Annotated in this window: 23 protein-coding genes; 14 read left to right on the top strand and 9 right to left on the bottom strand. The window is 70.5% G+C overall.

What is annotated here, in order from left to right; all coding sequences use genetic code 11:
* Nucleotides 1–73: 73 nt before the first annotated feature.
* The 4 genes from DXZ73_RS18065 to DXZ73_RS18050 all read right to left on the bottom strand — a co-directional run bounded on the left by DXZ73_RS18065 (nt 74) and on the right by DXZ73_RS18050 (nt 3,496).
* Complete coding sequence (locus tag DXZ73_RS18065; RefSeq protein WP_116212031.1) at nt 74–997, bottom strand: ABC transporter permease; 924 nt, start codon at nt 995–997, stop codon at nt 74–76.
* Nucleotides 998–1,043: 46 nt separating this feature from the next.
* Nucleotides 1,044–2,315: an ABC transporter ATP-binding protein gene (locus DXZ73_RS18060; protein WP_116212030.1), complete on the bottom strand. Its 1,272-nt coding sequence runs from the start codon at nt 2,313–2,315 to the stop codon at nt 1,044–1,046.
* A complete protein-coding gene (locus DXZ73_RS18055; RefSeq protein ID WP_116212029.1) occupies nt 2,308–2,955 on the bottom strand; it encodes an ABC transporter permease in 648 nt (215 codons plus the stop codon). Before DXZ73_RS18055 ends, DXZ73_RS18060 begins: the two co-directional genes overlap by 8 nt.
* A gap of 61 nt (nt 2,956–3,016) precedes the next feature.
* Complete coding sequence (locus DXZ73_RS18050; RefSeq protein ID WP_116212028.1) at nt 3,017–3,496, bottom strand: Lrp/AsnC family transcriptional regulator; 480 nt, start codon at nt 3,494–3,496, stop codon at nt 3,017–3,019.
* Nucleotides 3,497–3,617: 121 nt separating this feature from the next.
* Between DXZ73_RS18050 and hppD the strand changes: the two genes are divergently transcribed.
* Nucleotides 3,618–4,760 carry a 4-hydroxyphenylpyruvate dioxygenase gene (hppD, locus tag DXZ73_RS18045; RefSeq protein WP_116212027.1) on the top strand — a complete coding sequence of 381 codons (1,143 nt, stop codon included), beginning with the start codon at nt 3,618–3,620 and terminating at the stop codon, nt 4,758–4,760.
* Between the two features lie 110 nt (nt 4,761–4,870).
* Nucleotides 4,871–6,238: an FAD-binding oxidoreductase gene (locus DXZ73_RS18040; RefSeq protein WP_116212026.1), complete on the top strand. Its 1,368-nt coding sequence runs from the start codon at nt 4,871–4,873 to the stop codon at nt 6,236–6,238.
* A 113-nt stretch (nt 6,239–6,351) separates the two neighbouring features.
* Here the strand turns inward: DXZ73_RS18040 and DXZ73_RS18035 are convergent, their stop codons facing one another.
* The gene (locus DXZ73_RS18035) at nt 6,352–6,762 is read right to left on the bottom strand and encodes an SsgA family sporulation/cell division regulator (protein ID WP_116212025.1); all 411 of its coding nucleotides are present in this window, start codon (nt 6,760–6,762) and stop codon (nt 6,352–6,354) included.
* Nucleotides 6,763–7,119: 357 nt separating this feature from the next.
* Between DXZ73_RS18035 and DXZ73_RS18030 the strand changes: the two genes are divergently transcribed.
* Nucleotides 7,120–8,517, top strand: a complete 1,398-nt coding sequence (locus DXZ73_RS18030) for an RDD family protein (protein ID WP_116212024.1) — start codon at nt 7,120–7,122, stop codon at nt 8,515–8,517.
* A gap of 75 nt (nt 8,518–8,592) precedes the next feature.
* Complete coding sequence (locus DXZ73_RS18025; RefSeq protein WP_116212023.1) at nt 8,593–9,327, top strand: RDD family protein; 735 nt, start codon at nt 8,593–8,595, stop codon at nt 9,325–9,327.
* Here DXZ73_RS18025 and DXZ73_RS18020 read toward each other — a convergent pair.
* A complete protein-coding gene (locus DXZ73_RS18020) occupies nt 9,313–9,600 on the bottom strand; it encodes a hypothetical protein (RefSeq protein ID WP_116212022.1) in 288 nt (95 codons plus the stop codon). The genes DXZ73_RS18025 and DXZ73_RS18020 overlap by 15 nt on opposite strands.
* 315 nt (nt 9,601–9,915) lie before the next feature.
* Here DXZ73_RS18020 and DXZ73_RS18015 point away from each other — a divergent pair, with 315 nt between their 5' ends.
* Nucleotides 9,916–12,321: an immune inhibitor A domain-containing protein gene (locus DXZ73_RS18015; RefSeq protein ID WP_116212021.1), complete on the top strand. Its 2,406-nt coding sequence runs from the start codon at nt 9,916–9,918 to the stop codon at nt 12,319–12,321.
* A gap of 130 nt (nt 12,322–12,451) precedes the next feature.
* Nucleotides 12,452–12,784: a hypothetical protein gene (locus DXZ73_RS18010; protein WP_116212020.1), complete on the top strand. Its 333-nt coding sequence runs from the start codon at nt 12,452–12,454 to the stop codon at nt 12,782–12,784.
* 6 nt (nt 12,785–12,790) lie between these two features.
* On the opposite strand, the gene DXZ73_RS18005 is transcribed toward DXZ73_RS18010, so the two are convergent.
* Complete coding sequence (locus tag DXZ73_RS18005) at nt 12,791–13,384, bottom strand: isochorismatase family protein (RefSeq protein ID WP_116212019.1); 594 nt, start codon at nt 13,382–13,384, stop codon at nt 12,791–12,793.
* A 157-nt stretch (nt 13,385–13,541) separates the two neighbouring features.
* Nucleotides 13,542–14,870, bottom strand: a complete 1,329-nt coding sequence (locus DXZ73_RS18000; RefSeq protein ID WP_116212018.1) for a nicotinate phosphoribosyltransferase — start codon at nt 14,868–14,870, stop codon at nt 13,542–13,544.
* A 130-nt stretch (nt 14,871–15,000) separates the two neighbouring features.
* Between DXZ73_RS18000 and clpS the strand changes: the two genes are divergently transcribed.
* The 8 genes from clpS to DXZ73_RS17965 all read left to right on the top strand — a co-directional run bounded on the left by clpS (nt 15,001) and on the right by DXZ73_RS17965 (nt 20,727).
* Nucleotides 15,001–15,312, top strand: a complete 312-nt coding sequence (gene clpS / locus DXZ73_RS17995; RefSeq protein WP_116212017.1) for an ATP-dependent Clp protease adapter ClpS — start codon at nt 15,001–15,003, stop codon at nt 15,310–15,312.
* A complete protein-coding gene (locus DXZ73_RS17990) occupies nt 15,312–15,905 on the top strand; it encodes a DUF2017 domain-containing protein (protein WP_116212016.1) in 594 nt (197 codons plus the stop codon). Before clpS ends, DXZ73_RS17990 begins: the two co-directional genes overlap by 1 nt.
* Nucleotides 15,906–16,259: 354 nt before the next feature.
* Nucleotides 16,260–17,762, top strand: a complete 1,503-nt coding sequence (locus tag DXZ73_RS17985) for an amino acid permease (protein ID WP_116212015.1) — start codon at nt 16,260–16,262, stop codon at nt 17,760–17,762.
* Between the two features lie 78 nt (nt 17,763–17,840).
* Nucleotides 17,841–18,263, top strand: coding sequence for a Mov34/MPN/PAD-1 family protein (locus DXZ73_RS17980; protein WP_116212014.1), 423 nt, complete (start codon nt 17,841–17,843; stop codon nt 18,261–18,263).
* A gap of 66 nt (nt 18,264–18,329) precedes the next feature.
* Entirely contained in the window at nt 18,330–18,446 is a 117-nt protein-coding gene (locus DXZ73_RS40295) for a putative leader peptide (RefSeq protein WP_338059126.1), read from the top strand.
* Between the two features lie 65 nt (nt 18,447–18,511).
* The gene (locus DXZ73_RS17975) at nt 18,512–18,793 is read left to right on the top strand and encodes a MoaD/ThiS family protein (protein ID WP_116212013.1); all 282 of its coding nucleotides are present in this window, start codon (nt 18,512–18,514) and stop codon (nt 18,791–18,793) included.
* Between the two features lie 14 nt (nt 18,794–18,807).
* Entirely contained in the window at nt 18,808–19,758 is a 951-nt protein-coding gene (locus tag DXZ73_RS17970; protein ID WP_116212012.1) for a PLP-dependent cysteine synthase family protein, read from the top strand.
* A 216-nt stretch (nt 19,759–19,974) separates the two neighbouring features.
* On the top strand, nt 19,975–20,727 hold the full coding sequence (locus DXZ73_RS17965) for an MBL fold metallo-hydrolase (protein WP_116212011.1): 753 nt from the start codon (nt 19,975–19,977) through the stop codon (nt 20,725–20,727).
* A 108-nt stretch (nt 20,728–20,835) separates the two neighbouring features.
* Here the strand turns inward: DXZ73_RS17965 and DXZ73_RS17960 are convergent, their stop codons facing one another.
* Nucleotides 20,836–22,125, bottom strand: coding sequence for a PTS transporter subunit EIIC (locus DXZ73_RS17960; RefSeq protein ID WP_116212010.1), 1,290 nt, complete (start codon nt 22,123–22,125; stop codon nt 20,836–20,838).
* Nucleotides 22,126–22,148: the final 23 nt, after the last annotated feature.

Genomic DNA, 22,148 nt, shown 5'->3' with positions numbered 1-22,148 from the left:
CGTGAGGGGGAGCAGCAGCGCGCAGCCGAGTGCCGCCGCCGCGAGGCCCGTCCGCCGTGTTGTCGCCCTCACCTCAGCCACCTCCCTCCAGGCCGCGCGGCCTCAGCAGGATCTCGGCCAGTGACGCCAGCCAGTCCACGACCAGCGCCAGCGCCACGGTCAGCACGGACCCCAGGACCAGGACCGACATCCGCTGGTTGGTGATGCCGGAGGCGATCAGGTCGCCGAGCCCGCCGCCCCCGCCGAAGTAGGCGAGCGTCGCCGTGCCGACGTTGAGGACGAGCGCGGTGCGCACGCCCGCGAGGATCAGCGGTACGGCCAGCGGGAGTTCGACCCTGCCCAGCACGCCGAGCGCGGACATGCCGATGCCGCGCGCGGCCTCCACCAGCGTCGGGTCGATGGCCCGCAGGCCCGCCATGGTGTTGGCCAGCACGGGCAGCACGGCGTAGATCACGATGCCGACGAGCGCGGCGCGCATCCCGATGCCCATCCAGATCACCAGCAGCGCCAGTAGGCCGATCGCGGGGGTGGCCTGGCCGATGTTGGCGACGGCCATGACCACGGGCGCGGCGCGGCGCACCCGGCGGCGGGTCAGCAGGATGCCGAGCGGGATGGCGATGATCAGGACGAAGAAGGTCGAGACGACGGTGAGCACGATGTGCTGGCGCAGCCGCAGCCAGACGTTGCCGCCCGCGATCGAGTTGCGGGCGATGGAGTCGAGGTCAGCGCCCTGGAACCAGAGCCAGGTGGCGAACAGGACGGCGAAGACGATCACCGGGAGGACGGTCAGTTTCGGCCAGGTGAGGCGCCGGCTGTGGTCGGCGGCGTCGGTGTCGTCCGGCGGCCGCCCTCCGCCCGGGCCGCCGGTGCGGTCGCCGTGGTCGAGGGCCGGGTCGTCGAGCCCGCCGAGGTCGCGGAACGCGACCCCGCGCACCTCGTGCTCCCCGGCGGGCCGCTCCCCGCGGGGCGGCCGCCGCGGCTGTCCGCGCCACGTCATGCGGCCCTCCCCCGCACGCCTGCCACCGGGCGGGCCCGCCGCGCCCTCACTCCGATTCCCCCGGCTCGCCCGGCGTTCCGCCCTCCTGTTCCTGGCGGGTCTGCTGGGCGCGCTGTTCCTCCAGACGGTGCTGGTGTTCCACGGCGTCCAGCCGGTCCTCCTCCAGGAGTTCGTGCACGGAGTTCATGAGGGTCTCCATGTCGACCACCCCCTCGTACTCCCCGCGCCGCCCGGTCACCGCCACCCGCCCGGCGTTGTCGATGAGGACCGCCTCCAGCGCGTCGCGCAGCGTCGCGTCGCGGGTGACCGTGTCGTGCACCAGCGTGCCGGCCCGTGCCAGTGAGCCCTTGGCGCGCATCAGGTCGCCGCGGCGCAGCCACTTGTACGGGCGGCGGTGCCGGTCGAGGAGCAGCACCTCGTTGGTCGTGCCGGTGCGCAGCTTGTCGAAGATGGACTGCAGCGGGTCGTCGATGGTCGCGGTGGGGAAGGCGACCACGCCCACGTCCCGCACGCGGGTGAGGTTGAGCCGCTTGAGCGCCGCGCCCGCGCCGACGAAGCCGGAGACGAAGTCGTCGGCGGGGTTGGTGAGGATGGCCTCCGGGGTGTCGAACTGGGCGATGTGCGAGCGCTCGCGGAGCACCGCGATCCGGTCGCCGAGCTTGATGGCCTCGTCGAAGTCGTGGGTGACGAAGACGATCGTCTTGTGCAGCTCGTGCTGGAGCCGGATCAGCTCGTCCTGGAGGTGGTCGCGGGTGATCGGGTCGACGGCGCCGAAGGGTTCGTCCATCAGGAGGACGGGCGGGTCGGCGGCCAGCGCGCGGGCGACCCCGACGCGCTGCTGCTGGCCGCCGGAGAGCTGGCGCGGATAGCGGCTCCGGAACTCGCCGGGGTCCAGCCCGACCAGGTCGAGCATCTCCTCCACCCGGGCGGCGATGCGCGCCTTGGACCAGCCGGTCATCCTCGGCACGAGCGCGATGTTCTGCGCGACGGTCATGTGCGGGAACAGGCCGGACGACTGGATGGCGTACCCGATCTTGCGGCGCAGCTTGACCGGGTCCATGTCGGTGACGTCCTCGTCGTCGATCCGGATCCGGCCGGACGTCGGCTCGATCAGACGGTTGATCATCTTCATGGTGGTGGTCTTGCCGCAGCCGGAAGGGCCGACGAAGACCACCAGCTCACCGGCCTTGATCTCCATGTTGACGCAGTCGACGGCGGGCGCAGAGGTGCCCGGATAGCGCTTGGTGAGGTTCTCCAGCCGGATGGTGGCGCCCGAGGGCGCGCCGGCCGCGGAGGGGGCCGGTCCGGGCTCAGGCACGGATCCCCCTCGGGATGGTCAGCCGCCCGATCAGTACGTACGCGGCGTCGAAGAGCAGGGCGAGTACGACGATGCCGAGCGTTCCGGCCAGCACCTGGTTGAGCGCGTTGGCGCTGCCCAGCGAGGAGATGCCGCGGAAGATCTCGTTGCCGAGGCCGGGCCCTGAGGCGTACGCGGCGATCGCGGCGATCCCCATCAGCATCTGGGTGGCGACCCGGATGCCGGTGAGGATCGGCGGCCAGGCGAGCGGCAGCTCGACCCGGAACAGCCGGGCGAGCCTCGACATGCCGATGCCCTTCGCCGCGTCGACCAGCGAGGGATCCACCCCGCGCAGCCCCACGATCGCGTTGCGGACGATCGGCAGCAGCCCGTAGAGCACCAGGGCGGTGACCGTGGGCGCGACGCCCAGCCCCGTGAGCGGGATCAGCAGGCCGATCAGGGCCAGGGAGGGGATGGTCAGCAGCGTCGCGGTCGCGGTGACCGCGAGGTCGCCGGCCCACTCGCTGCGGTAGGTGAGCACGCCGATCGTCACCCCGATCAGGGTGGCCACCACCATGCACTGGAAGACGGCGCTCGCGTGCTGATACGTATCGGCCAGCAGCTGGTCGTGCCGGTTGCCGACATATCTCCAGAAGCTCACCCGCTCACTCCTCGCCATCGCCGTGTGCCGTCGCCGGGAGAGTCGTCGCCGAAAAGCCGCGTCAGGGCCGGTACGGGTCCTCCGACGCCTGTTTCACCAGAGGGATGATCCGCAGGGGAACCGCGTTCTCCATCACGATCGCCGTGGAAGCCCGGACAATGCCATCAAAACCCACAACCCGGTCGATCACACGCTGGAGGTCGGCGTTCGAGCGCGCGACCAGGCGGCAGAGCATGTCCCCGTGACCGGTCGTGGTGTGCAGCTCGAGCACCTCCGGGACCGTCGCCAGATGGGTCCGCACGTCCGCGCCCTGCCCCTGTTTGATCTCCAGCGTCGCGAAGGCGGTGACGGGATAACCGAGCGCCGCCGGGTCCACGTCGGGCCCGAACCCCCGGATCACCCCCTGAGCCTGCAAGCGGTCGAGCCTCGCCTGCACGGTACCGCGCGCGACTCCCAGGCGGCGAGAGGCCTCCAGCACCCCGATGCGCGGTTCCTCGGCGAGCAGCTCGATGAGCCTGCCGTCCAAACGATCGATCGCCATGGCCGCCTCCCTGTGGTCATCGTGTACAGAACGCCCGGCGTTACCGTGCGTATGCTATGCATCCTGCCCAGTGAATACGCGAACTATTGCGCACCTTGTGGATCGGCGGGAACCTGCGGCCATGACACAGACCACGGATCACACCCTTCACACCGCTCGGCAGGCCGACCCCTTCCCGGTCAAGGGGATGGACGCGGTGGTCTTCGCCGTCGGCAACGCCAAGCAGGCCGCGCACTACTACTCCACCGCCTTCGGGATGAAGCGCGTCGCCTACTCCGGACCGGAGAACGGCAGCCGCGAGACCGCGAGTTACGTGCTGGAGTCCGGCAGCGCCCGCTTTGTCTTCACCTCTGTCATCAAGGCGGCCACCGACCACGGCCGCTTCCTCGCCGCGCACGTAGCCGAGCACGGCGACGGCGTCGTGGACCTGTCCATCGAGGTGCCGGACGCGCGTGCCGCGTACGCCTACGCCGTCGAGCACGGCGCCACCGGCGTCAAGGAGCCGTACGAGCTCAACGACGAGCACGGCACGGTCGTCCTCGCCACCATCGCCACCTACGGCCAGACCGTCCACACCCTGGTCGACCGCTCCCGCTACACCGGCCTCTACCTCCCCGGCTTCGAGACGGTGGAGCCGGTCGTCGAGCCCGGCCCGCGCCGCTTCCAGGCCATCGACCACTGTGTGGGCAACGTCGAACTCGGCAAGATGGACGAGTGGGTCGCCTTCTACAACAACGTCATGGGCTTCACCAACATGAAGGAGTTCGTGGGCGACGACATCGCCACCGAGTACTCCGCGCTCATGTCGAAGGTCGTCGCGGACGGCACCCGCAAGGTGAAGTTCCCGCTGAACGAGCCCGCGATCGCCAAGAAGAAGTCGCAGATCGACGAGTACCTGGAGTTCTACGGCGGCCCCGGCGTGCAGCACATCGCGCTCGCCACGAACGACATCGTCGCGACCGTACGGGCCATGCGGGCGGCCGGAGTCCAGTTCCTGGACACGCCCGACTCCTACTACGACACGCTCGGCGACTGGGCGGGCGAGACCCGCGTCCCCGTCGACACCCTGCGCGAACTGAAGATCCTCGTCGACCGCGACGAGGACGGCTACCTGCTCCAGATCTTCACCAAGCCGGTGCAGGACCGCCCGACCGTCTTCTTCGAAATGATCGAACGCCACGGCTCGATGGGCTTCGGCAAGGGCAACTTCAAGGCCCTCTTCGAGGCGATCGAGAGGGAGCAGGAGAAGAGGGGGAACCTCTGACCGGTTCGGGGTACCAGGTGCTCGTCGCCCCGTAGCGGGGCGCGCCTTCCGGGGGGCTGGGGGCGTGCCCCCAGTTTCGGGAAGGGGCGGGGCTGGGGAACAAACCCGCTATGGACGAACTCATCGGCGCGCTGCGCGCAGCGCTCCCCGCGGAAGCGGTCATCACCGACCCCGAGATCACCCGAAGCTACGCCCACGACATGGCCAGCTTCTGCGAAGCCGGACGACCCGCCGTCGTCGTGCTCCCCCGCACCGTCGAGCACGTGCAACACATCATGCGCACCGCGACAGCGAGACGCGTCCCCGTCGTCCCGCAGGGCGCCCGCACCGGACTCTCCGGCGCGGCCAACGCCAGTGACGGCTGCATCGTGCTGTCGCTCGTGAAGATGGACCGGATCCTGGAGATCGACCCCGTCGAGCGGATCGCCGTCGTCGAACCCGGCGTCGTCAACGCCGTGCTCTCCCGCGCCGTCGCCGAACAGGGCCTCTACTACCCGCCCGACCCGTCCAGTTGGGAACAGTGCACCATCGGCGGCAACATCGGCACCGCCTCCGGCGGCCTCTGCTGCGTGAAGTACGGCGTGACCGCCGAGTACGTCCTCGGCCTCGACGTCGTACTCGCCGACGGACGGCTGCTGACCACCGGCCGCCGCACGGCCAAGGGCGTCGCCGGCTACGACCTCACCCGCCTCTTCGTCGGCTCCGAGGGCAGCCTCGGCGTGGTCGTCAAGGCCGTCCTCGCCCTGAAGCCCGCGCCGCCCCAACAGCTCGTGCTCGCCGCGGAGTTCCCCTCCACCGCGGCCGCCTGCGACGCGGTCCGCGAGATCATGGCCCGCGGGCATGCGCCCTCGCTGCTGGAGCTGATGGACCGCACCTCGCTCCAGGCCGTCAACGCCATGGCCCACATGGGCCTCCCCGAGAGCACGGCCGCCCTGCTCCTCGCCGCCTTCGACACCCCCGACCCCGCGCCCGACCTGGCCGCCGTCGCCGAGCTGTGCACCGCCGCCGGGGCGACGGAGGTCGTACCCGCCGACTCGCCCGCCGAGTCCGAACTGCTGCTCCAGGCACGGCGGCTCACCCTGCCCGCCCTGGAGGCGCTCAAGGCCGCCACGATGATCGACGACGTGTGCGTACCCCGCTCGCGGCTCGCCGCGATGCTCGACGGCACGGCCGCCATCGCCGAGAAGTACGGCCTGACCATCGGCGTCTGCGCCCACGCCGGCGACGGCAACACCCACCCCGTCGTCTGCTTCGACCCCGCCGACGAGGACGAGGCGCGGCGCGCGCGGGAGTCCTTCGACGAGATCATGGCGCTGGGTCTTTCGCTGGGCGGCACGATCACCGGGGAGCACGGGGTGGGTGTCCTCAAGCGGGAGTGGCTGGCGCGGGAGCTCGGGCCGGTGGCGATGGAGGTCCAGCGCGGCATCAAGTCCGTCCTCGACCCCCTGGGCATCCTGAACCCGGGCAAGGTGCTCTAGCCCTCCGGGCGCGGCGCTTTCACACCTAGGGCAGACGTCCGTTTCCCGGGGCTCCGCCCCGGACCCCGAACCGTGCTGACGCGCGGCGCATCAAGCCCCTCCCGGGGCCCCGGTCACGCCCCCAGGAGCTCGCGCAGCGCCTCGTCCAGAGCCAGCCGCTCCGGTTCGGAACCCGGCGCCACCGCCCGGAGCGTTCGTTCCAGCCACCCCGTGACCGCCCGCGCCGACGCTTCGAGCAGCGCGTCCCCGTCCGGCGACGACAGCGCCATGCAGACGACATTGCGCCCCTCCGCCACCGTCGGCCACACCCGTACGTCCCCGTGCCCCGCCGGGCGGAAGAGGCCCTCCATCAGCAGGTCGCGCGCGAAGGTCCAGCTCACGGGGGAGTCGGAGGTGACGTGGAAGGTGATGTTGACGGCGTACGGGTCGGCCGTGCGATAGCTCAGCCGACAAGGCACCGGAATGGTGCGGTCCGGCGACAGCACCAGGTCGATCTCCAGCTCTCGTTCCACCACGGTGTGCATGAAGTGCGCCCTCTCTGCTCTGCGTTCCTCGGTGCGTGGCCCCTCGCGAACGGGCCCGCACCGGATAGAGCGCGTCGACCCCCACACCATTACGCGACTTCGCACTATCGATTCCCGAACTTCTCACGCCCACCGGTCGCACGTGTGAGTGGTCCCGCCCGCGGGACGGCCGCAGAGGAGAGAGCCGTCTGGTAGACCTGTCCCGAGCGCCCCGGGTTGCCTTTTGTGCATTGAGGTCACGAGGTACCGGAGCAGCGCACAGGACGTGACGCGCGTGCGGCAGACTGAGGGTCCGCCAGCCGCCCGCCCACGACACGACACCCAGCACGGCCGAGCAGATACGGGACATCGGACACCATGAGCGCTCCTACCTCAGGATCCGCCGACAGCAGCCCTGTGGAGGGCTTCTACCCGGACCCGTCCATTCCTGGCTATATCCGGTACTGGAGCGGCACCGCCTGGGTGCCCGGCACGAGCCGGCCCGCGCCCGCCGAGGGCGAGCCGCTGCCCGCACCGCCCACCGGCTTCGCCACCGCGCCGGCGCCCGCGCTCGCCGCGCCCGTGCCGCCCACCCCGGGGCGTCCGGAGTCCACGCCGCCGGGCGGGCCGCTGCCGGAGGAGACCGGGCCGATGTTCCTGGACGAGGAGCCCGCCCTGCGGGAGGCCCGTGCGGAAGCGGCGGATCCGCGTACCGGCGACGGTATTGCCCGACGTGGCGCCCGCGCCCCTTGGGACGACGCGAGCGGACCGATGATCCCGGCCGCCCGCGACCCCCGCGTCCCCGCGGGCCAGGAGGCCCGTACGCCGGACGGCCCGCCGTCCGCGCGGAGCGAGGCCCCGCCCGCCGCGGGCTCCGGTGCCCGGCCCGGCGGGACGATCCAGCTGCGCGCGTCCGCGAGCCCGCAGCCCGTCTCCTCGCCCGCGCCCCAGCCGTGGCCCGACCGCCGCGGCGACGGGGCGCCCCGCCCGCAGGAGGCGCCGCCGCGCGCCCAGGAGGCCCTGCGGGACGCCTCCCGCGACCGGCAGCCGCGCCCCGGGCGGGAGGCGCCCGTCCTGCCGCCCGTCCCCGAGCGGCACGCGCTGCCCGCCCCCGCGGCCGAGCGGCCCGCTTCCGGCGGCTGGGCGCAGCAGGTGCACCAGTTGGCGCAGCAGAAGCCCGCCGACCGGGCGCAGCCCCGGGCGGGCACGGCGCCGCGGGGCGGCGAGGCCCCCGCGCCCTGGAAGCCGCCCAAGGACGACCCGTTCCTGCGTGCCGCGCAGGAGCAGGGCCGGCCCGCCCCGCTCGGCCGTCGCCTCCTGGCGCGCCTCGTCGACTCGGCCGTGCTGGGCGCTGTCGTGGGTGCCGTGGCCGTGCCGCTGTGGAACAAGGCGGCCGACCACATCGACACCAAGGTGCGGCAGGCCAAGCAGTCCGGGCAGACGGTGACGGTCTGGCTGCTCGACGGCACCACCGGCCCGTATCTCGGTATCGTGCTCGCCGTCCTGCTGGTGGCCGGGCTGGTCTACGAGGCGCTGCCGACCGCCAAGTGGGGTCGCACGGTGGGCAAGAAGCTGTGCGGTGTGCGGGTGCTGGGCATCGAGTCGCACGACACCCCCTCCTTCGGCCAGGCCGTGCGGCGCTGGCTGGTCTACGGCGTGCTGGGCGTGCTGGCCGTCGGCGTCCTCAACGCGCTGTGGTGCCTGTTCGACCGGCCCTGGCGGCAGTGCTGGCACGACAAGGCGGCCCGTACGTTCGTGGCGGCCAACAGCCGCTGAGCGCCCGGCGCGCCACTGCACTCGAACGGCATACGGCCGGATGCGGCCTCCGGGGCGGTGGGTTCTACTCGGGGCATGAGCACCGGAGAGCCGCCAGAGGACGACCCGTTCCTGAAGAAGCCGTCCGAGCCGCCGTCCTCCGGCGGCCCGGGCCCCGGCCAGGGAGCCACGCCGGGCGGCGGGCCCTACGGCGGCCCGGGTGCGGGTGCGCCGGGCGGCGGTCCGTACGGCAGCGCCTCAGGCGGGGTGCCGCCCTCCGGCGGTCCGTACGGCGGTGACCCGTACGGCGGCGCCGGTGCCCCCGGCGGCGGGCCCGGCAATCCCTACGGCGACCAGTCCGGCGCCACCGACCCGCTCGCGGGCATGCCGCCGCTCGCGGCCCGCTGGCGGCGGCTCGTCGCCCGGATCATCGACGGTCTGCTCGTGTCCATCCCGGTCAGCGCCGTCTTCTCGGCGGCCACCTGGGGCTGGGACTGGGACCTGGCGAACAACAACGGCAAGTCGACCAGCCTCGGCATCATCATCGCCGTCGTCTACTTCGTCTACGAAGGGCTGATGCTGACCACGCGCGGTCAGACCGTCGGCAAGATGGCCATGCACATCCGGGTCGCGATGCTGGAGAACGGCGCGGTCCCCGAAGGCACACCGGGTTGGACGCGCGCCGCCGTCTACTCCCTGCCCGAAGTCGTGCCCTGCTGTGGCTTCGTCTTCTGGCTGGTCAATGTGTTGTGGTGCACGTGGGACATGCCATATCACCAATGCATTCACGACAAAGCGGCCAAGACCGTGGTGGTCTCAACCGCGCAGTGAGTGCTCGCTCATCCGGGCCTCGGCCGGAAGTGGTGCGCGCTGTCCCGGCACCCGCTCCGCCCCGGCCGCGCGGGTCCTGCGGACCCTGGCGCGGAGGGACGTCCGGGGCATCGGCACGGTCACGGCGACCAGCAGTCCGAGCGTCAGGGCGACAAGGGCAATGACCGCGATCCCGGGCCCTGTTCGCGTCTGCGACAGCAGCAGCATGGCGAGGGTCGAGATGACGACGGTGGCCGAACCATAGGCTATCTGTGCGGGGGTCGGACGCGGCATGGCGGGATCCGTCCTCGGGGCAATGTGTGGGGTGCGGAGCCGACTGGTGCGTACACCAAAACGACTCTACGGACCTGTCTGCCCGAGTGGAACTGCTGGTAAGCGTGACCTAATCCACGGTCTTGGAGCACGGGGGGCGCACACGGACACGCGCCTGTCCAACAGGTGAGATGGTCGCGCCCGTTGATGTCCGAAATCCGCAACTTAAAGATCGCGTAACGTACTTGCTGTTGGCGACCTCAGTCAAGATCTGTCTTTTCCTGTGTGTTTCCTGTCAAATACCTCCACGGTTGTTACTGGGGAGGTCAGGCACAAGTGAAGAGCAGCCAACGGAGGGTCGTCAGATCCGCCGCCGTGGCCACGGTCGTCGCGCTGGGCGCGGCGACTCTTTCGGCACAGGTGGCGAGCGCGACCGGAGCGGCAGGGTCCGACCGGCCCGCCGCCGTCGAGCGCCATGACCCGGCGCAGGTCAAGCAGGGCGTCGAGCACGATCTCAAGGGCCCCTTCAGCAAGAAGAACGAGGCGCAGCGCAAGGCGGCCATCGACAAGGTGCTGGCCGGGGAGGCGAAGACCGAGCAGCGGGGCGGCTCGCAGGTCGTCCAGCTGGGCAAGGGCAAGTACGTCGAGCTGGCCCGGCAGAAGACCGACAAGATCTTCACGATCCTGGTGGACTTCGGCGACAAGGTCGACGACACCACGATGTACGACCCGGACGGGCCGGACGGCCCCAAGCCGCCCGTGAAGAAGTACGGCGGCACCCCCGGCCCGGCGCACAACCGGATAGCCCAGCCGGACCGTGCGAAGGACAACAGCACGGCCTGGCAGAAGGACTACAACCGCCAGCACTACCAGGACCTCTACTTCTCGCACGACAAGAAGAAGGAGTCCCTCGCCAAGTACTACGAGAAGCAGTCCTCGGGCCGCTACTCGGTCGACGGCCAGGTGTCGGACTGGGTCAGGGTCCCGTGGAACGAGGCCCGTTACGGGTCCAACTACTGCGGCTCCACCAACTGCCCCAGCGCCTGGGACCTGGTGCGCGACGCCGTCAACAAGTGGGTCGAGGACCAGAAGGCCGCGGGCCGCAGCGACGCCGACATCAAGGCGACGCTCGCGCAGTACGACCAGTGGGACCGCAACGACTACAACCACAACGGCAACTTCAACGAGCCCGACGGCTACATCGACCACTTCCAGATCGTGCACGCCGGCGAGGACGAGTCGGCCGGCGGCGGCGCGCAGAAGACCGACGCCATCTGGGCCCACCGCTGGTACGCCTACGGCTCCGACGCGGGCAGGACCGGCCCGGCGAACAACAAGGCCGGCGGCACCCAGATCGGTGACACCGGCGTCTGGGTCGGCGACTACACCATGCAGCCGGAGAACGGCGGCCTCGGCGTCTTCGCCCACGAGTACGGCCACGACCTGGGCCTGCCCGACGAGTACGACACCACGGGCAAGGGCGAATCCTCCGTCGACTACTGGTCGTTGATGTCGTCGGGCTCCTGGCTCGGCACCGGCAAGGACTCCATCGGCGATCTCCCCGGCGACATGAGCGCCTGGGACAAGCTCCAGCTCGGCTGGCTCAACTACGACAAGGCGAAGGCGGCGACGAAGTCGACGCACAAGCTGGGCGTGGCGGAGTACAACACCAAGGACAAGCAGGCGCTCGTCGTCGACCTGCCGAACAAGGCCGTCAGGACCGACGTGGTGAAGCCCGCCGAGGGCGGCAAGCAGTGGTGGGGCGGCCAGGGCGACGACCTGAAGAACACCCTGACCCGCAGCGTCGACCTCACGGGCAAGTCCAAGGCGCAGCTGGACCTGTCGGGCTGGTGGGACATCGAGGCCAACTACGACTACCTCTACGCGGAGGTCTCCACCGACGGCGGCGCCGACTGGACCCCGCTGGACGGCACCGCCGACGGCAAGTCCATCACCCGGGACGGCGGCGACCGGCCCGCGCTGACCGGCACCTCCGGCGCGTACAAGAGGCTGGCGTACCCGCTGGACGCCTACGCGGGCAAGAAGATCGACCTGCGCTTCCGCTACCAGACGGACGGCGGCACCTCCGGCAAGGGCTTCACCGCCGACGCCATCAGCCTCACCGCCGACGGCGCGACCCTCTTCACGGACGGTGCCGAGGGCGACGACAACGGCTGGACCGCGAACGGCTTCTCGCGCATCGGTGAGTCCTTCACCAAGGAGTACCCGCAGTACTACATCGCCGAGAACCGCCAGTACGTGTCGTACGACCAGACCCTCAAGGTCGGCCCGTACAACTTCGGCTGGAAGAGCACCAAGCCTGGCTGGGTCGAGCACTTCCCGTACCAGAAGGGCCTGTTGATCTGGAAGTGGGACACCTCGCAGCCCGACAACAACGTCGGCCTGCACCCGGGCACCGGCCGCATCCTGCCGGTCGACGCCCACCCGAAGGCGGAGAAGTGGGCGGACGGCTCGCTGATGCGCAACCGCTTCCAGGCGTACGACTCGACGTTCAGCTGGTTCCCGGCGCAGGGCTACACCGTGCACAACGACGGCGTCGCCACCCGCGTCAAGGGCAAGCTCGGCACCCCGGTCTTCGACGACCACAAGGGGTCGTACTACGACGAGAGCAACCCGACGGGCGGGGTGCAGGTTACTGACACCAACACCCGGATCCGCATCCTCACCGAGGCGCTGAACGGCTCCACGATGACGATCCAGGTGGGCCCGTCCACCAAGTAACCCCCTCGTAAACCTCGTTTTCGCAGGTCAGAGACGTATCGGCCGTCGCCCTCTAGCGGGCGGCGGCCGATCGCGTTTAGATGACTGTCGTGACGCCCTTATTGACACAGGCGGGGGAGAGGTGGCGCGGATGGCGGGTGGCGGGTTCATGAAGCTGCCGGGCGGCAGCGTGGTCGTCGCCCTGTCACTGCCGAGTCCGCCTGGCGGCCGCGCACCGGCCGGCGGGCGTGTGCGGGTCCTGGTCCACGCGGCGAACCGCGCGCGGGCGCTCACCCGCCTGCGCAACCTCGGCCTGCGGGCGGTCTACCTCCGGGGCAACAGCGAGCCGCCCACGCCGGACGAGATAACCGCCGTGCTGCACCACCCGGACGGGCTGGTCTGGCGGGCGACGCTCGATGACGACCGGGAGTCCTGGCACCCGATAGCCACTCTCTTCCCTCGCCGCCGCGCAGGCGCGGCCTAGTGCGGCTCACCCGCCGGAGACCACCGGTTTGCCGCTGAGCTCCACGCCCGCCGACCGCAGCTCCTCCAGTGCCTTCTCCGTCGTGTGGGGGGCGACCCCCGCCGTCAGGTCCAGCAGGACGTGCGTCGCGAAGCCCTCCGCCCGCGCGTCCAGCGCGGTGGCCCGTACGCAGTGGTCCGTGGCGATGCCGACGACGTCGACCTCGGTCACGCCGCGCTCGCGCAGCCAGTCGCCGAGCGTCGTGCCGTTCTCGTCGGTGCCCTCGAAGCCGCTGTACGCCGCCGCGTAGGCACCCTTGTCGAAGACGGCCTCTATGGCGCCGGAGGCGATGACGGGCGCGACGTTCGGATGGAAGCCGCTGCCCTCCGTGCCGGCCACGCAGTGCACCGGCCAGGTGTGCTCGAAGTCCGGATGGTCGGAGAAGTGATCGCCGGGATCTATGTGGTGGTCGCGCGTCGCGACGATGTGCCGATAGCCCGGGGCGGCCTCACCGACGAGATCGGTGATGGCGGCGGCCACGTCGGCCCCGCCGGCCACCGCGAGGCTGCCGCCCTCGCAGAAGTCGTTCTGCACGTCGACGATGATCAGTGCACGCTGCATAGTGCGGATCCTTTGTGAAAGGCCCTCGGCCGACAGTGCGGATCAAGTCGCTGTGACCGAGGGTAGTGACTCCCGTGGCGTATTGGGAGGGGGTCTCGGCGCACCCGGGCCGCGCACCCGGACCGGCGCGCCCAGGTCAGCCCGCCGGACCCGCCCGTCAGACGTACTCCGTGGGCAGCACGGGCTCGCCGCGGGAGAGCTGGCCGGCCGACATCGGCAGCCCCGCCCGCGCGGCCTTGTGCCGGTCGCGGGCCGCGTCCAGGGGCTCCCGGGCGACGGCCTTGCCGTCCCGTACGAGCTCCACGAGCAGCTGCCGGTCCGCGAGCTCCGCCGGTACCGGGCCGGTGCCCACGACCTCGGCCTCGGCCACGCCGTCCGCGTCGAGGCGGCGGGCCGCCCACTTGCGGCCGCCGATGGAGGTCTTGCCGCCCATCGACTTCTTCGCCACCGGCCGCAGCTCGGCGTCCGGCCCGCCGGAGTCCGCGCGGGCCACCAGCTTGTAGACCATCGAGCAGGTGGGGTGCCCGCTGCCGGTCACCAGCTGGGTGCCCACGCCGTAGGCGTCCACGGGGGCCGCGGCCAGCGAGGCGATGGCGTACTCGTCGAGGTCGCTGGTCACGACGATCTTCGTCTGGAAGGCGCCCAGGGCGTCGAGCTGCTGCCGCACCCGGTAGGCGAGCAGCAGCAGGTCGCCGGAGTCGATCCGCACCGCGCCCAGCTCCGGGCCCGCGATCTCCACGGCCGTCTTGACGGCCTCGGTCACGTCGAAGGTGTCCACCAGAAGGGTGGTGCCCCCGCCGAGCGAGTCGACCTGTGCGGTGAAGGCGTCCCGCTCGCTGTCGTGCAGCAGCGTGAAGGCATGCGCACTGGTGCCCACCGTCGGAATGTTGTATCGGAAGCCTGCCGCCAGGTCGGAGGTGCTGGCGAAGCCGCCCACGTAGGCGGCGCGGGCGGCGGCGACGGCCGCCAGCTCGTGGGTGCGCCGCGCGCCCATCTCGATCAGCGGCCGGCCGCCCGCGGCGGCCGACATCCGGGAGGCCGCGGCGGCGACCGCGGAGTCGTGGTTGAGGATCGACAGGATCACCGTCTCCAGCAGCACCGCCTCGGCGAAGCTGCCCTCGACCCGCATGACCGGCGAGCCGGGGAAGTAGACCTCGCCCTCGGGGTAGCCCCAGATGTCGCCGCGGAAGCGGAAGTCGGCCAGCCAGGCGAGCGTGGGCTCGTCCACGATGCCCCGGTCGGCCAGGAACCCCAGGACGTCCGCGTCGAAGCGGAAGTTCTCCACGGCGTCCAGGACCCGGCCGGTGCCCGCCACGACGCCGTAGCGGCGGCCCTCGGGCAGCCGGCGGGTGAAGACCTCGAACACCGAGCGGCGGTCGGCCGTCCCGGCCCGCAGCGCGGCCTGCAGCATCGTGAGTTCGTAACGGTCGGTGAAGAGGGACGTCGACGGCACAGCCACCGGCAGTCCCAGGTCCGCAGCGTTCACTTCGCCCTACCTCGCATTTCCGTCCTGCTCCTTCGCGATGATGCTACCGCGAATACTCGTCAGTCTGACGATTTCTAGGAGGGCTGTTTGCCGGGACCCGTTTGTGCGGCGGCCGGGCGTGAGTGGCAGCATGGGAGGCGTGAGTGTTGCCCCTGTTGAGATCGAACGTCCCGAGTCGAGCGAGGCGCCCTACGCGGTGGCGGAGCCCGACGTTCCCTGGGTCACGTTGGTTCACAACGACCCCGTCAACCTTATGAGTTATGTGACGTATGTCTTCCAGGCCTACTTCGGATATCCCAAGGACAAGGCACACAGGCTGATGCTCGACGTCCATGAGAAGGGCCGCGCCACCGTTTCCAGCGGCAGCCGCGAGGAAATGGAGCGTGACGTGCAGGCGATGCACGGATACGGCCTGTGGGCGACCCTGTCGCAGGACCGCTGATGGCCGGGCACTTCGAGCCGCTCGCGGGCGGCGGGGCCGCCGTCGCCCTGGACGAGGTCGAGATCTCCATCCTGCGCAGCCTCGCCGTGCAGCTGCTGGAGCTCGTCGGGCCGGGGGACGGGCACGGCCCGGACGACGCCGACCCGCTCGCCCGGCTCTTCGCGGAGGGCCCCAGCGAGCCGCCCACCGACCCCGCCCTCGCCCGGCTCTTCCCCGATGCGTACGGTGAGCCGGGTGCCCACCAGGATCCGCAGGAGCGCGCGCACGCGGCCGAATTCCGTCGCTACACGGAGAACGACCTGCGGGCCCGCAAGCGCGAGGACGCCCTCGGCGTCGTCCGCTCGCTGGACTCGCTGACCGTCGGCGGGGACCGGGGCGCGGTGCTGCGGCTCTCGCCCGAGGACTGCCGCCAGTGGCTGGGCGCGCTCAACGACCTGCGCCTCGCCATCGGCACCCGGCTGGAAATCGGCGACGAGGGCGACAGCGACGCGCTCTTCCGGCTGCCGGACGAGGACCCGCGCAAGCCGATGGTCATGGCGTACCTCTGGCTGGGGGGCCTGCAGGAGACCCTCGTCGAGGCGCTGATGCCCTGACGGGGGCGCCCGCGGGGCCCTCCCGCGGACCCCGCGATTCCGTCCGGAATGCGAACACCCCTTGAGGGGTGTTCGCTCAGCGAACGCTCAATTCCGGATAACGATCGAGTTACCGTAGTGGCCGCCAATGGGCGGCCTTTTTACTTTTGTCCTACTTTAAATGTGGCCTCGGCCACACGCGGGTAGACGATCTCATTGCGCCACGTGATAAATCTTCACGACCTGCCTCCGCGACGCCACCCATGTCGCGGCGGGAGCGCTTCGCCGGCCGACCGTCGGCATGCAGGACTCCATCCGGGGGGATCTGGACCCGGTCCGAATTGATCGGACCGGTATGGAGAAAGGCGCACCACCATGACCTCTGAGCAGGTCGCGGACCGCACCGCCAACGCGGAGGCCGCACGGCAGGACGGAAGCGGACAGGACGCTTCCGAGGGTTACCAGCGGGGACTGGGCAACCGGCAGATTCAAATGATCGCCATCGGCGGAGCCATCGGCACCGGCCTGTTTCTCGGCGCGGGCACGGCCATCCACAAGGCCGGACCCAGCCTGATCCTGGCCTATGCGATAGCCGGCCTCGTCATCTTCTTCATCATGCGCGCGCTCGGCGAGCTGCTCATGTACCGCCCGGTCTCGGGCTCCTTCTCCGACTACGCCCGCGAATTCCTCGGCCCCTTCTGGGGCTATGTGACCGGCTGGACGTACTGGCTCTTCTGGGTCGTCACCGGCATCACCGAGGTCACCGCGGCCGCGACCTATGTGAACTTCTGGTCCAAGGGCAGCATCCCCCAGTGGGCCTCCGCCCTCGGCTTCACGGTCGTCCTCTACTTCGCCAACCTGATCTCCGTGAAGCTCTTCGGCGAGCTGGAGTTCTGGTTCTCCATGGTCAAGGTCACCGCCATCATCGGCATGATCCTGATCGGCCTCGGCGTCATCACCCTCGGCTTCTCCAACGCCGGTGACACCGCCACCTTCACCAACCTCTGGTCGCACCACGGCTTCTTCCCCAACGGCATCAAGAGCACCCTGATGACGTTGCAGATCGTGATGTTCGCCTTCCTCGCCGTCGAGCTCGTCGGCGTCACCGCGGGCGAGGCCAAGGACCCCAAGAAGACGCTCCCCAAGGCGATCAACACCGTCCCGTGGCGGATCGCGGTCTTCTACATCGGCGCGCTCATCATCATCCTGGCCGTCGTCCCGTGGACCGAGTTCATGCCCGGCGTCAGCCCCTTCGTGGCGGCCTTCGAGAAGATCGGCCTCCCCGCGGGCGCGGGCATCGTCAACTTCGTCGTCCTCACCGCGGCGCTGTCCTCCTGCAACTCCGGGATGTACTCCACCGGCCGCATGCTGCGCGACCTCGCGCTCAACGGCCAGGGCCCGAAGTTCTTCGCCCAGCTCACCAAGAACGGCCTGCCGCTGCGCGGCACCACCGTCTCCGCCGCGCTGATGCTCGTCGGCGTCTGGATCAACTACCAGTGGCCCGGCCAGGCGTTCACCTACGTCGTCTCCTTCGCCACCATCTCCGGCATGTGGGCCTGGATCATGATCCTCGTCGCCCAGCTCCGCTACCGCCGGCTGGCGAACGCGGGCGTCCTGCCGCAGTCCGAGTTCAAGGCGCCCGGCGCACCCTGGACCAGCCTCTTCGCGCTCGCCTTCATCTTCATGGTGATCGTGCTGATGGGCATCGACAAGGACTCCCGGGTCTCGCTCTACTGCGCCCCGATCTGGGCCGCCCTCATGGTCGTCTCCTACTACGGCCTCAAGCGCCGCAACCCGCAGGCGTTCGTCCGCAAGTCCCCCGAGCACTACGCGCAGCTCGCCGAGGCCACCCGCGCCGAGGCCGAGCCCGTGGCCTGACACCACCGCTCGCAAGCACCGGGGCCCGCCCGTACCTCCCCCAGGTACGGCCGGGCCCCGGTGCTTATCCTTGCCCCCATGCTGACCATCACCCAGGACCTCCACGACCGGATCGTCGCCCACGCCCGCGCCGACCACCCCGACGAGGCGTGCGGCGTGGTCGCGGGTCCGGCCGGCAGCGGCCGGCCCGAGCGGTTCGTCCCCATGCTCAACGCGGCCCGCTCGCCCACCTTCTACGAGTTCGACTCGGCCGACCTGCTGAAGCTCTACCGCGAGATGGACGACCGAGACGAGGAACCCGTCGTCATCTACCACTCGCACACCGCCACCGAGGCCCACCCCTCCCGCACGGACATCAGCTACGCCGGCGAGCCCGGCGCCCACTACGTCCTCGTCTCCACCGCCGACACCGACGACGCCGGACTCTTCCAGTTCCGCTCCTTCCGCATCGTCGACGGCGAGGTGACCGAGGAGGAGGTCCGCGTCGTGACTGCCTACTGAGACCGTGAGGTCCGTATGCCGGGACGAACTTCCGGGGCGCGCACAGGGAATCGATACGATGCGCCCATGGTTGCCGACAACGTGAGCGACAGGACGCCGGGCAGCACGCTGCTCACGGCGCGGCTCCACGTCGACCTGTGCCGGCTCGCCGGTGCGCTGTGTCCGCGCGGCGCCGCCGCGTGACCCCCGCGGCGCGCACGCCTTCCCGTCGCCGCCGCCCCTCCCCGCACTCCGACAGGAGCACACCCATGGCCATCGAGGTCCGCATCCCGACCATCCTCCGCACCTACACCGACGGCAAGAAGGCCGTCGAGGGCGAAGGCGCCACGATCGACGAGCTCTTCAAGGGCCTCGACGCCCGCCACCCCGGCATCCGCGAGCGCCTGGTCGACGAGTCGGGCGAACTGCGCCGCTTCGTCAACGTCTACCTCAACGACGAGGACGTCCGCTTCCTCGCGGGCATCGCCACCGAGCTCGGCGACGGCGACAGCGTCACCATCCTCCCGGCGGTCGCCGGCGGCATGGTCTGAGCGGCGGGACCTCCGTGCGCTACGACAGCCCGCTGGCAGCGGTCGGCAACACCCCGCTCGTCCGCCTGCCGCGGCTCTCCCCGTCCGACACCGTCCGGATCTGGGCCAAGCTGGAGGACCGCAACCCCACCGGCTCGGTCAAGGACCGGCCCGCCCTGCACATGATCGAGCAGGCCGAGCGGGCGGGCCGGCTCAGCCCCGGCTGCACCATCCTGGAGCCCACCTCCGGCAACACCGGCATCTCGCTGGCCATGGCGGCCCGCCTCAAGGGATACCGCATCGTCTGCGTCATGCCGGAGAACACCAGCGAGGAGCGCCGTCAGCTGCTCGCCATGTGGGGCGCGGAGATCATCCCCTCGCCCGCCGCGGGCGGCTCCAACACCGCCGTGCGGATGGCCAAGGAGCTGGCCGCCGAGCACCCCGACTGGGTGATGCTCTACCAGTACGGCAACCCCGACAACGCGGGCGCGCACTACGCGACCACGGGCCCCGAGATCCTCGCGGACCTCCCCGAGATCACCCACTTCGTCGCCGGCCTCGGCACCACCGGCACCCTCATGGGCGCCGGCCGCTACCTGCGCGAGCACGTCCCCGGCGTACGGATCGTGGCCGCCGAGCCCCGCTACGACGACCTCGTCTACGGGCTGCGCAACCTCGACGAGGGCTTCGTGCCCGAGCTCTACGACGAGTCCGTGCTCACCACGCGCTTCTCCGTCGGCTCCGAGGACGCCGTCCGCCGCACCCGGCAACTCCTCGCCGAGGAGGGCATCTTCGCCGGGGTCTCCACCGGCGCCGCCCTGCACGCGGCGCTCGGGGTGGCCCGCAGGGCCGAACGGGCCGGGGAGCGCGCCGACATCGTCTTCATCGTCGCCGACGGCGGCTGGAAATACCTCTCCACCGGCGTCTACACCGCGGCCACCGACGAAGAGGCCGTCGCCGCCCTGCACGGCGAACTCTGGGCCTGACGGCGCCTGCCCGGCGGGCGCGGAGCCGCCCGCCGGGCAGGGGCGGGAACAGCCTGGCCGGGAGTAGTCTCGACACCGCCGCCCCGCGGCATACGCGTCCGTACCGGTGACTTCAACCACAACCGAACCTCGCGGAGGAGCGACCGCCGACTTCGCGCCTTACGCTCGACGGACCGCATGGCCCCCCGTAACCAGCCCACGGAGGTTCAGGCCCGCATGAAGCTCACCGTCGTCGGATGCTCGGGGTCGTTCCCGTCCACGGAATCACCCTGCTCGAGCTACCTCGTAGAGGCCGACGGCTTCCGGCTGCTCCTCGACATGGGCAACGGCGCCCTCGGCGAATTGCAGCGCCACGTCGGTCTCTACGACCTCGACGCCATCCTGCTGTCGCATCTGCACCCCGACCACTGCATCGACATGTGCGGCTATTTCGTCGCCCGCTACTACCGGCACGAGGGCGGCAGGGCGGAGGCCATCCCCGTCCACGGCCCGGAGGGCACCGAGCGGCGGCTCACCACCGCCTACGGCGACGTGCCCGACGAGAGCTGCATGGCGGAGGTCTTCGACTTCCGCACCCTGAAGCCGGGCAGCTTCACCCTCGGCCCGCTCACCGTCCGCACGGACCGGGTCCGCCACCCCGTCGAGGCGTTCGCGTTCCGGGTCGAGCACAACGGCAGCGCGCTCGTCTACTCCGGCGACACCGGCCCCTGCCAGGCCCTCCACGAGCTCTCCGTGGGCGCCGACCTGCTGTTGTGCGAGGCGTCGTTCACCCACGGCAAGGAGGACATCCCCGACCTCCACCTCAACGGCCGCGAGGCCGGCGAACACGCCGCCCGCGCCGGCGTCGGGCGGCTGGTGCTCACCCATATCCCGCCGTGGACGGACCCGCTGACGAACCTCCGCGACGCACGGGCCGCCTATGCCGGACCGGTCGAGCTGGCACAGACGGGCGCCGTCTACGAAATTTAGCCGAGGTAATGGCCTTTAAAAGGCAATAACGAGAAGGGCCCCTGGAATCCATGGGATTCCAGGGGCCCTTCTCGTTGATTCTCAATTCCGGGATTTCCCGGGGGAGTGTCAGGCCTTGAGCTCGGCCGCTTCCTCCTCGGATTCGCGGCCCGGCGTCTTCAGATCGAACTTGATGATGGCGAAGCGGAAGACCACGTAGTAGACCGCCGCGAAGCACAGACCCACCAGCGCCAGCAGCCACGGCTTGGACGCGATGCCGAGGTTGAGCAGGAAGTCGATCGCGCCGGCCGAGAAGCCGAAGCCGTCCTTCATGCCGAGCGCCCAGGTCAGGGCCATCGAGACACCGGTCAGCACCGCGTGGATCGCGTACAGCACCGGGGCGATGAACATGAACGTGAACTCGATCGGCTCGGTCACGCCGGTGACGAAGGCGGTGAGCGCGAGCGAGAACATCATGCCGCCGACGACCTTGCGGTTCTCGGGGCGGGCGCAGTGCACGATCGCCAGGCAGGCGGCCGGCAGCGCGAACATCATGATCGGGAAGAAGCCGGTCATGAACTGGCCGGCGTTCGGGTCGCCCGCGAGGAAGCGCGCGATGTCGCCGTTGACGGTGCCCTTGGGGCCGTCGTAGGAACCGGCCTGGAACCACGGGAAGGAGTTCAGCAGGTGGTGCATGCCGATCGGGATCAGCGCGCGGTTGGCGACACCGAAGATGCCCGCGCCGACCGCGCCGGAGCCGACCAGCCACTCACCGAAGTTGTGCAGACCCGTGCCCAGCACCGGCCAGATGTAGCCGAAGGCCACACCTATGAGGAGGCCCGCGAAGGACGACAGGATCGGGACGAGGCGGCGGCCGCCGAAGAAGCCCGCCCAGTCCGGCAGCTTGGTGCGGTAGAAGCGCTGGTAGAGCAGCGCGACCACGAGGCCCATCACGATGCCGCCGAGGACCTTGGCGTCGACCGCCTGTTCCACCATGGCGACCTTGTGGTCGACCACGGCCTCCTTCTTCGGCAGGCTGCCGTCCGTGAAGGTGCCCAGCACCTTCTGGAAGACCAGGTAACCGGCGACGGCGGCCAGCGCGGTGGAGCCGTCCGACTTCTTGGCGTAGCCGATCGCGACACCGACGGCGAACAGCAGCGCCATGTTGTCGAGGATGGCGCCGCCACCGGCGGACATGAACTCGGCGATCTTGTTCAGGAACTCCGGGAAGGACTTCCGGCCCAGCATGTCGTCCTGGCCCAGGCGGACCATCAGCGCGGCCGCGGGCAGCACCGCGACCGGCAGCATCAGGCTGCGGCCGATGCGCTGCGCGACGGCCATGGCGCCGGAGCCGAACTTCTTCTTCTCCGGCGCGGCGTCATCAGGCGCCGTCTTTGCCGCCTTGGCGCTCTTACTCATCGGATTCCTCCAGGTGAGGCGGG

The sequence above is a fragment of the Streptoverticillium olivoreticuli subsp. olivoreticuli genome, from assembly GCF_003391135.1.
Lineage (GTDB): Bacteria > Actinomycetota > Actinomycetes > Streptomycetales > Streptomycetaceae > Streptomyces > Streptomyces blastmyceticus.
The sequence above is the reverse complement of the archived record's forward strand: the minus strand, read 5'-3'. Positions and strand labels throughout refer to the sequence as shown.

What these genes read in the sequence shown, in the direction of transcription:
- DXZ73_RS18065 (WP_116212031.1), bottom strand. Translation starts at nt 997, where the DNA reads ATGACGTGGCGCGGACAGCCGCGGCGGCCGCCCCGCGGGGAGCGGCCC.
- DXZ73_RS18050 (WP_116212028.1), bottom strand. Translation starts at nt 3,496, where the DNA reads ATGGCGATCGATCGTTTGGACGGCAGGCTCATCGAGCTGCTCGCCGAG.
- hppD (WP_116212027.1), top strand. Translation starts at nt 3,618, where the DNA reads ATGACACAGACCACGGATCACACCCTTCACACCGCTCGGCAGGCCGAC.
- DXZ73_RS18040 (WP_116212026.1), top strand. Translation starts at nt 4,871, where the DNA reads ATGGACGAACTCATCGGCGCGCTGCGCGCAGCGCTCCCCGCGGAAGCG.
- DXZ73_RS18035 (WP_116212025.1), bottom strand. Translation starts at nt 6,762, where the DNA reads ATGCACACCGTGGTGGAACGAGAGCTGGAGATCGACCTGGTGCTGTCG.
- DXZ73_RS18030 (WP_116212024.1), top strand. Translation starts at nt 7,120, where the DNA reads ATGAGCGCTCCTACCTCAGGATCCGCCGACAGCAGCCCTGTGGAGGGC.
- DXZ73_RS18025 (WP_116212023.1), top strand. Translation starts at nt 8,593, where the DNA reads ATGAGCACCGGAGAGCCGCCAGAGGACGACCCGTTCCTGAAGAAGCCG.
- DXZ73_RS18020 (WP_116212022.1), bottom strand. Translation starts at nt 9,600, where the DNA reads ATGCCGCGTCCGACCCCCGCACAGATAGCCTATGGTTCGGCCACCGTC.
- DXZ73_RS18010 (WP_116212020.1), top strand. Translation starts at nt 12,452, where the DNA reads ATGGCGGGTGGCGGGTTCATGAAGCTGCCGGGCGGCAGCGTGGTCGTC.
- DXZ73_RS18005 (WP_116212019.1), bottom strand. Translation starts at nt 13,384, where the DNA reads ATGCAGCGTGCACTGATCATCGTCGACGTGCAGAACGACTTCTGCGAG.
- clpS (WP_116212017.1), top strand. Translation starts at nt 15,001, where the DNA reads ATGGGAGGCGTGAGTGTTGCCCCTGTTGAGATCGAACGTCCCGAGTCG.
- DXZ73_RS17990 (WP_116212016.1), top strand. Translation starts at nt 15,312, where the DNA reads ATGGCCGGGCACTTCGAGCCGCTCGCGGGCGGCGGGGCCGCCGTCGCC.
- DXZ73_RS17985 (WP_116212015.1), top strand. Translation starts at nt 16,260, where the DNA reads ATGACCTCTGAGCAGGTCGCGGACCGCACCGCCAACGCGGAGGCCGCA.
- DXZ73_RS17980 (WP_116212014.1), top strand. Translation starts at nt 17,841, where the DNA reads ATGCTGACCATCACCCAGGACCTCCACGACCGGATCGTCGCCCACGCC.
- DXZ73_RS40295 (WP_338059126.1), top strand. Translation starts at nt 18,330, where the DNA reads ATGGTTGCCGACAACGTGAGCGACAGGACGCCGGGCAGCACGCTGCTC.
- DXZ73_RS17975 (WP_116212013.1), top strand. Translation starts at nt 18,512, where the DNA reads ATGGCCATCGAGGTCCGCATCCCGACCATCCTCCGCACCTACACCGAC.
- DXZ73_RS17965 (WP_116212011.1), top strand. Translation starts at nt 19,975, where the DNA reads ATGAAGCTCACCGTCGTCGGATGCTCGGGGTCGTTCCCGTCCACGGAA.
- DXZ73_RS17960 (WP_116212010.1), bottom strand. Translation starts at nt 22,125, where the DNA reads ATGAGTAAGAGCGCCAAGGCGGCAAAGACGGCGCCTGATGACGCCGCG.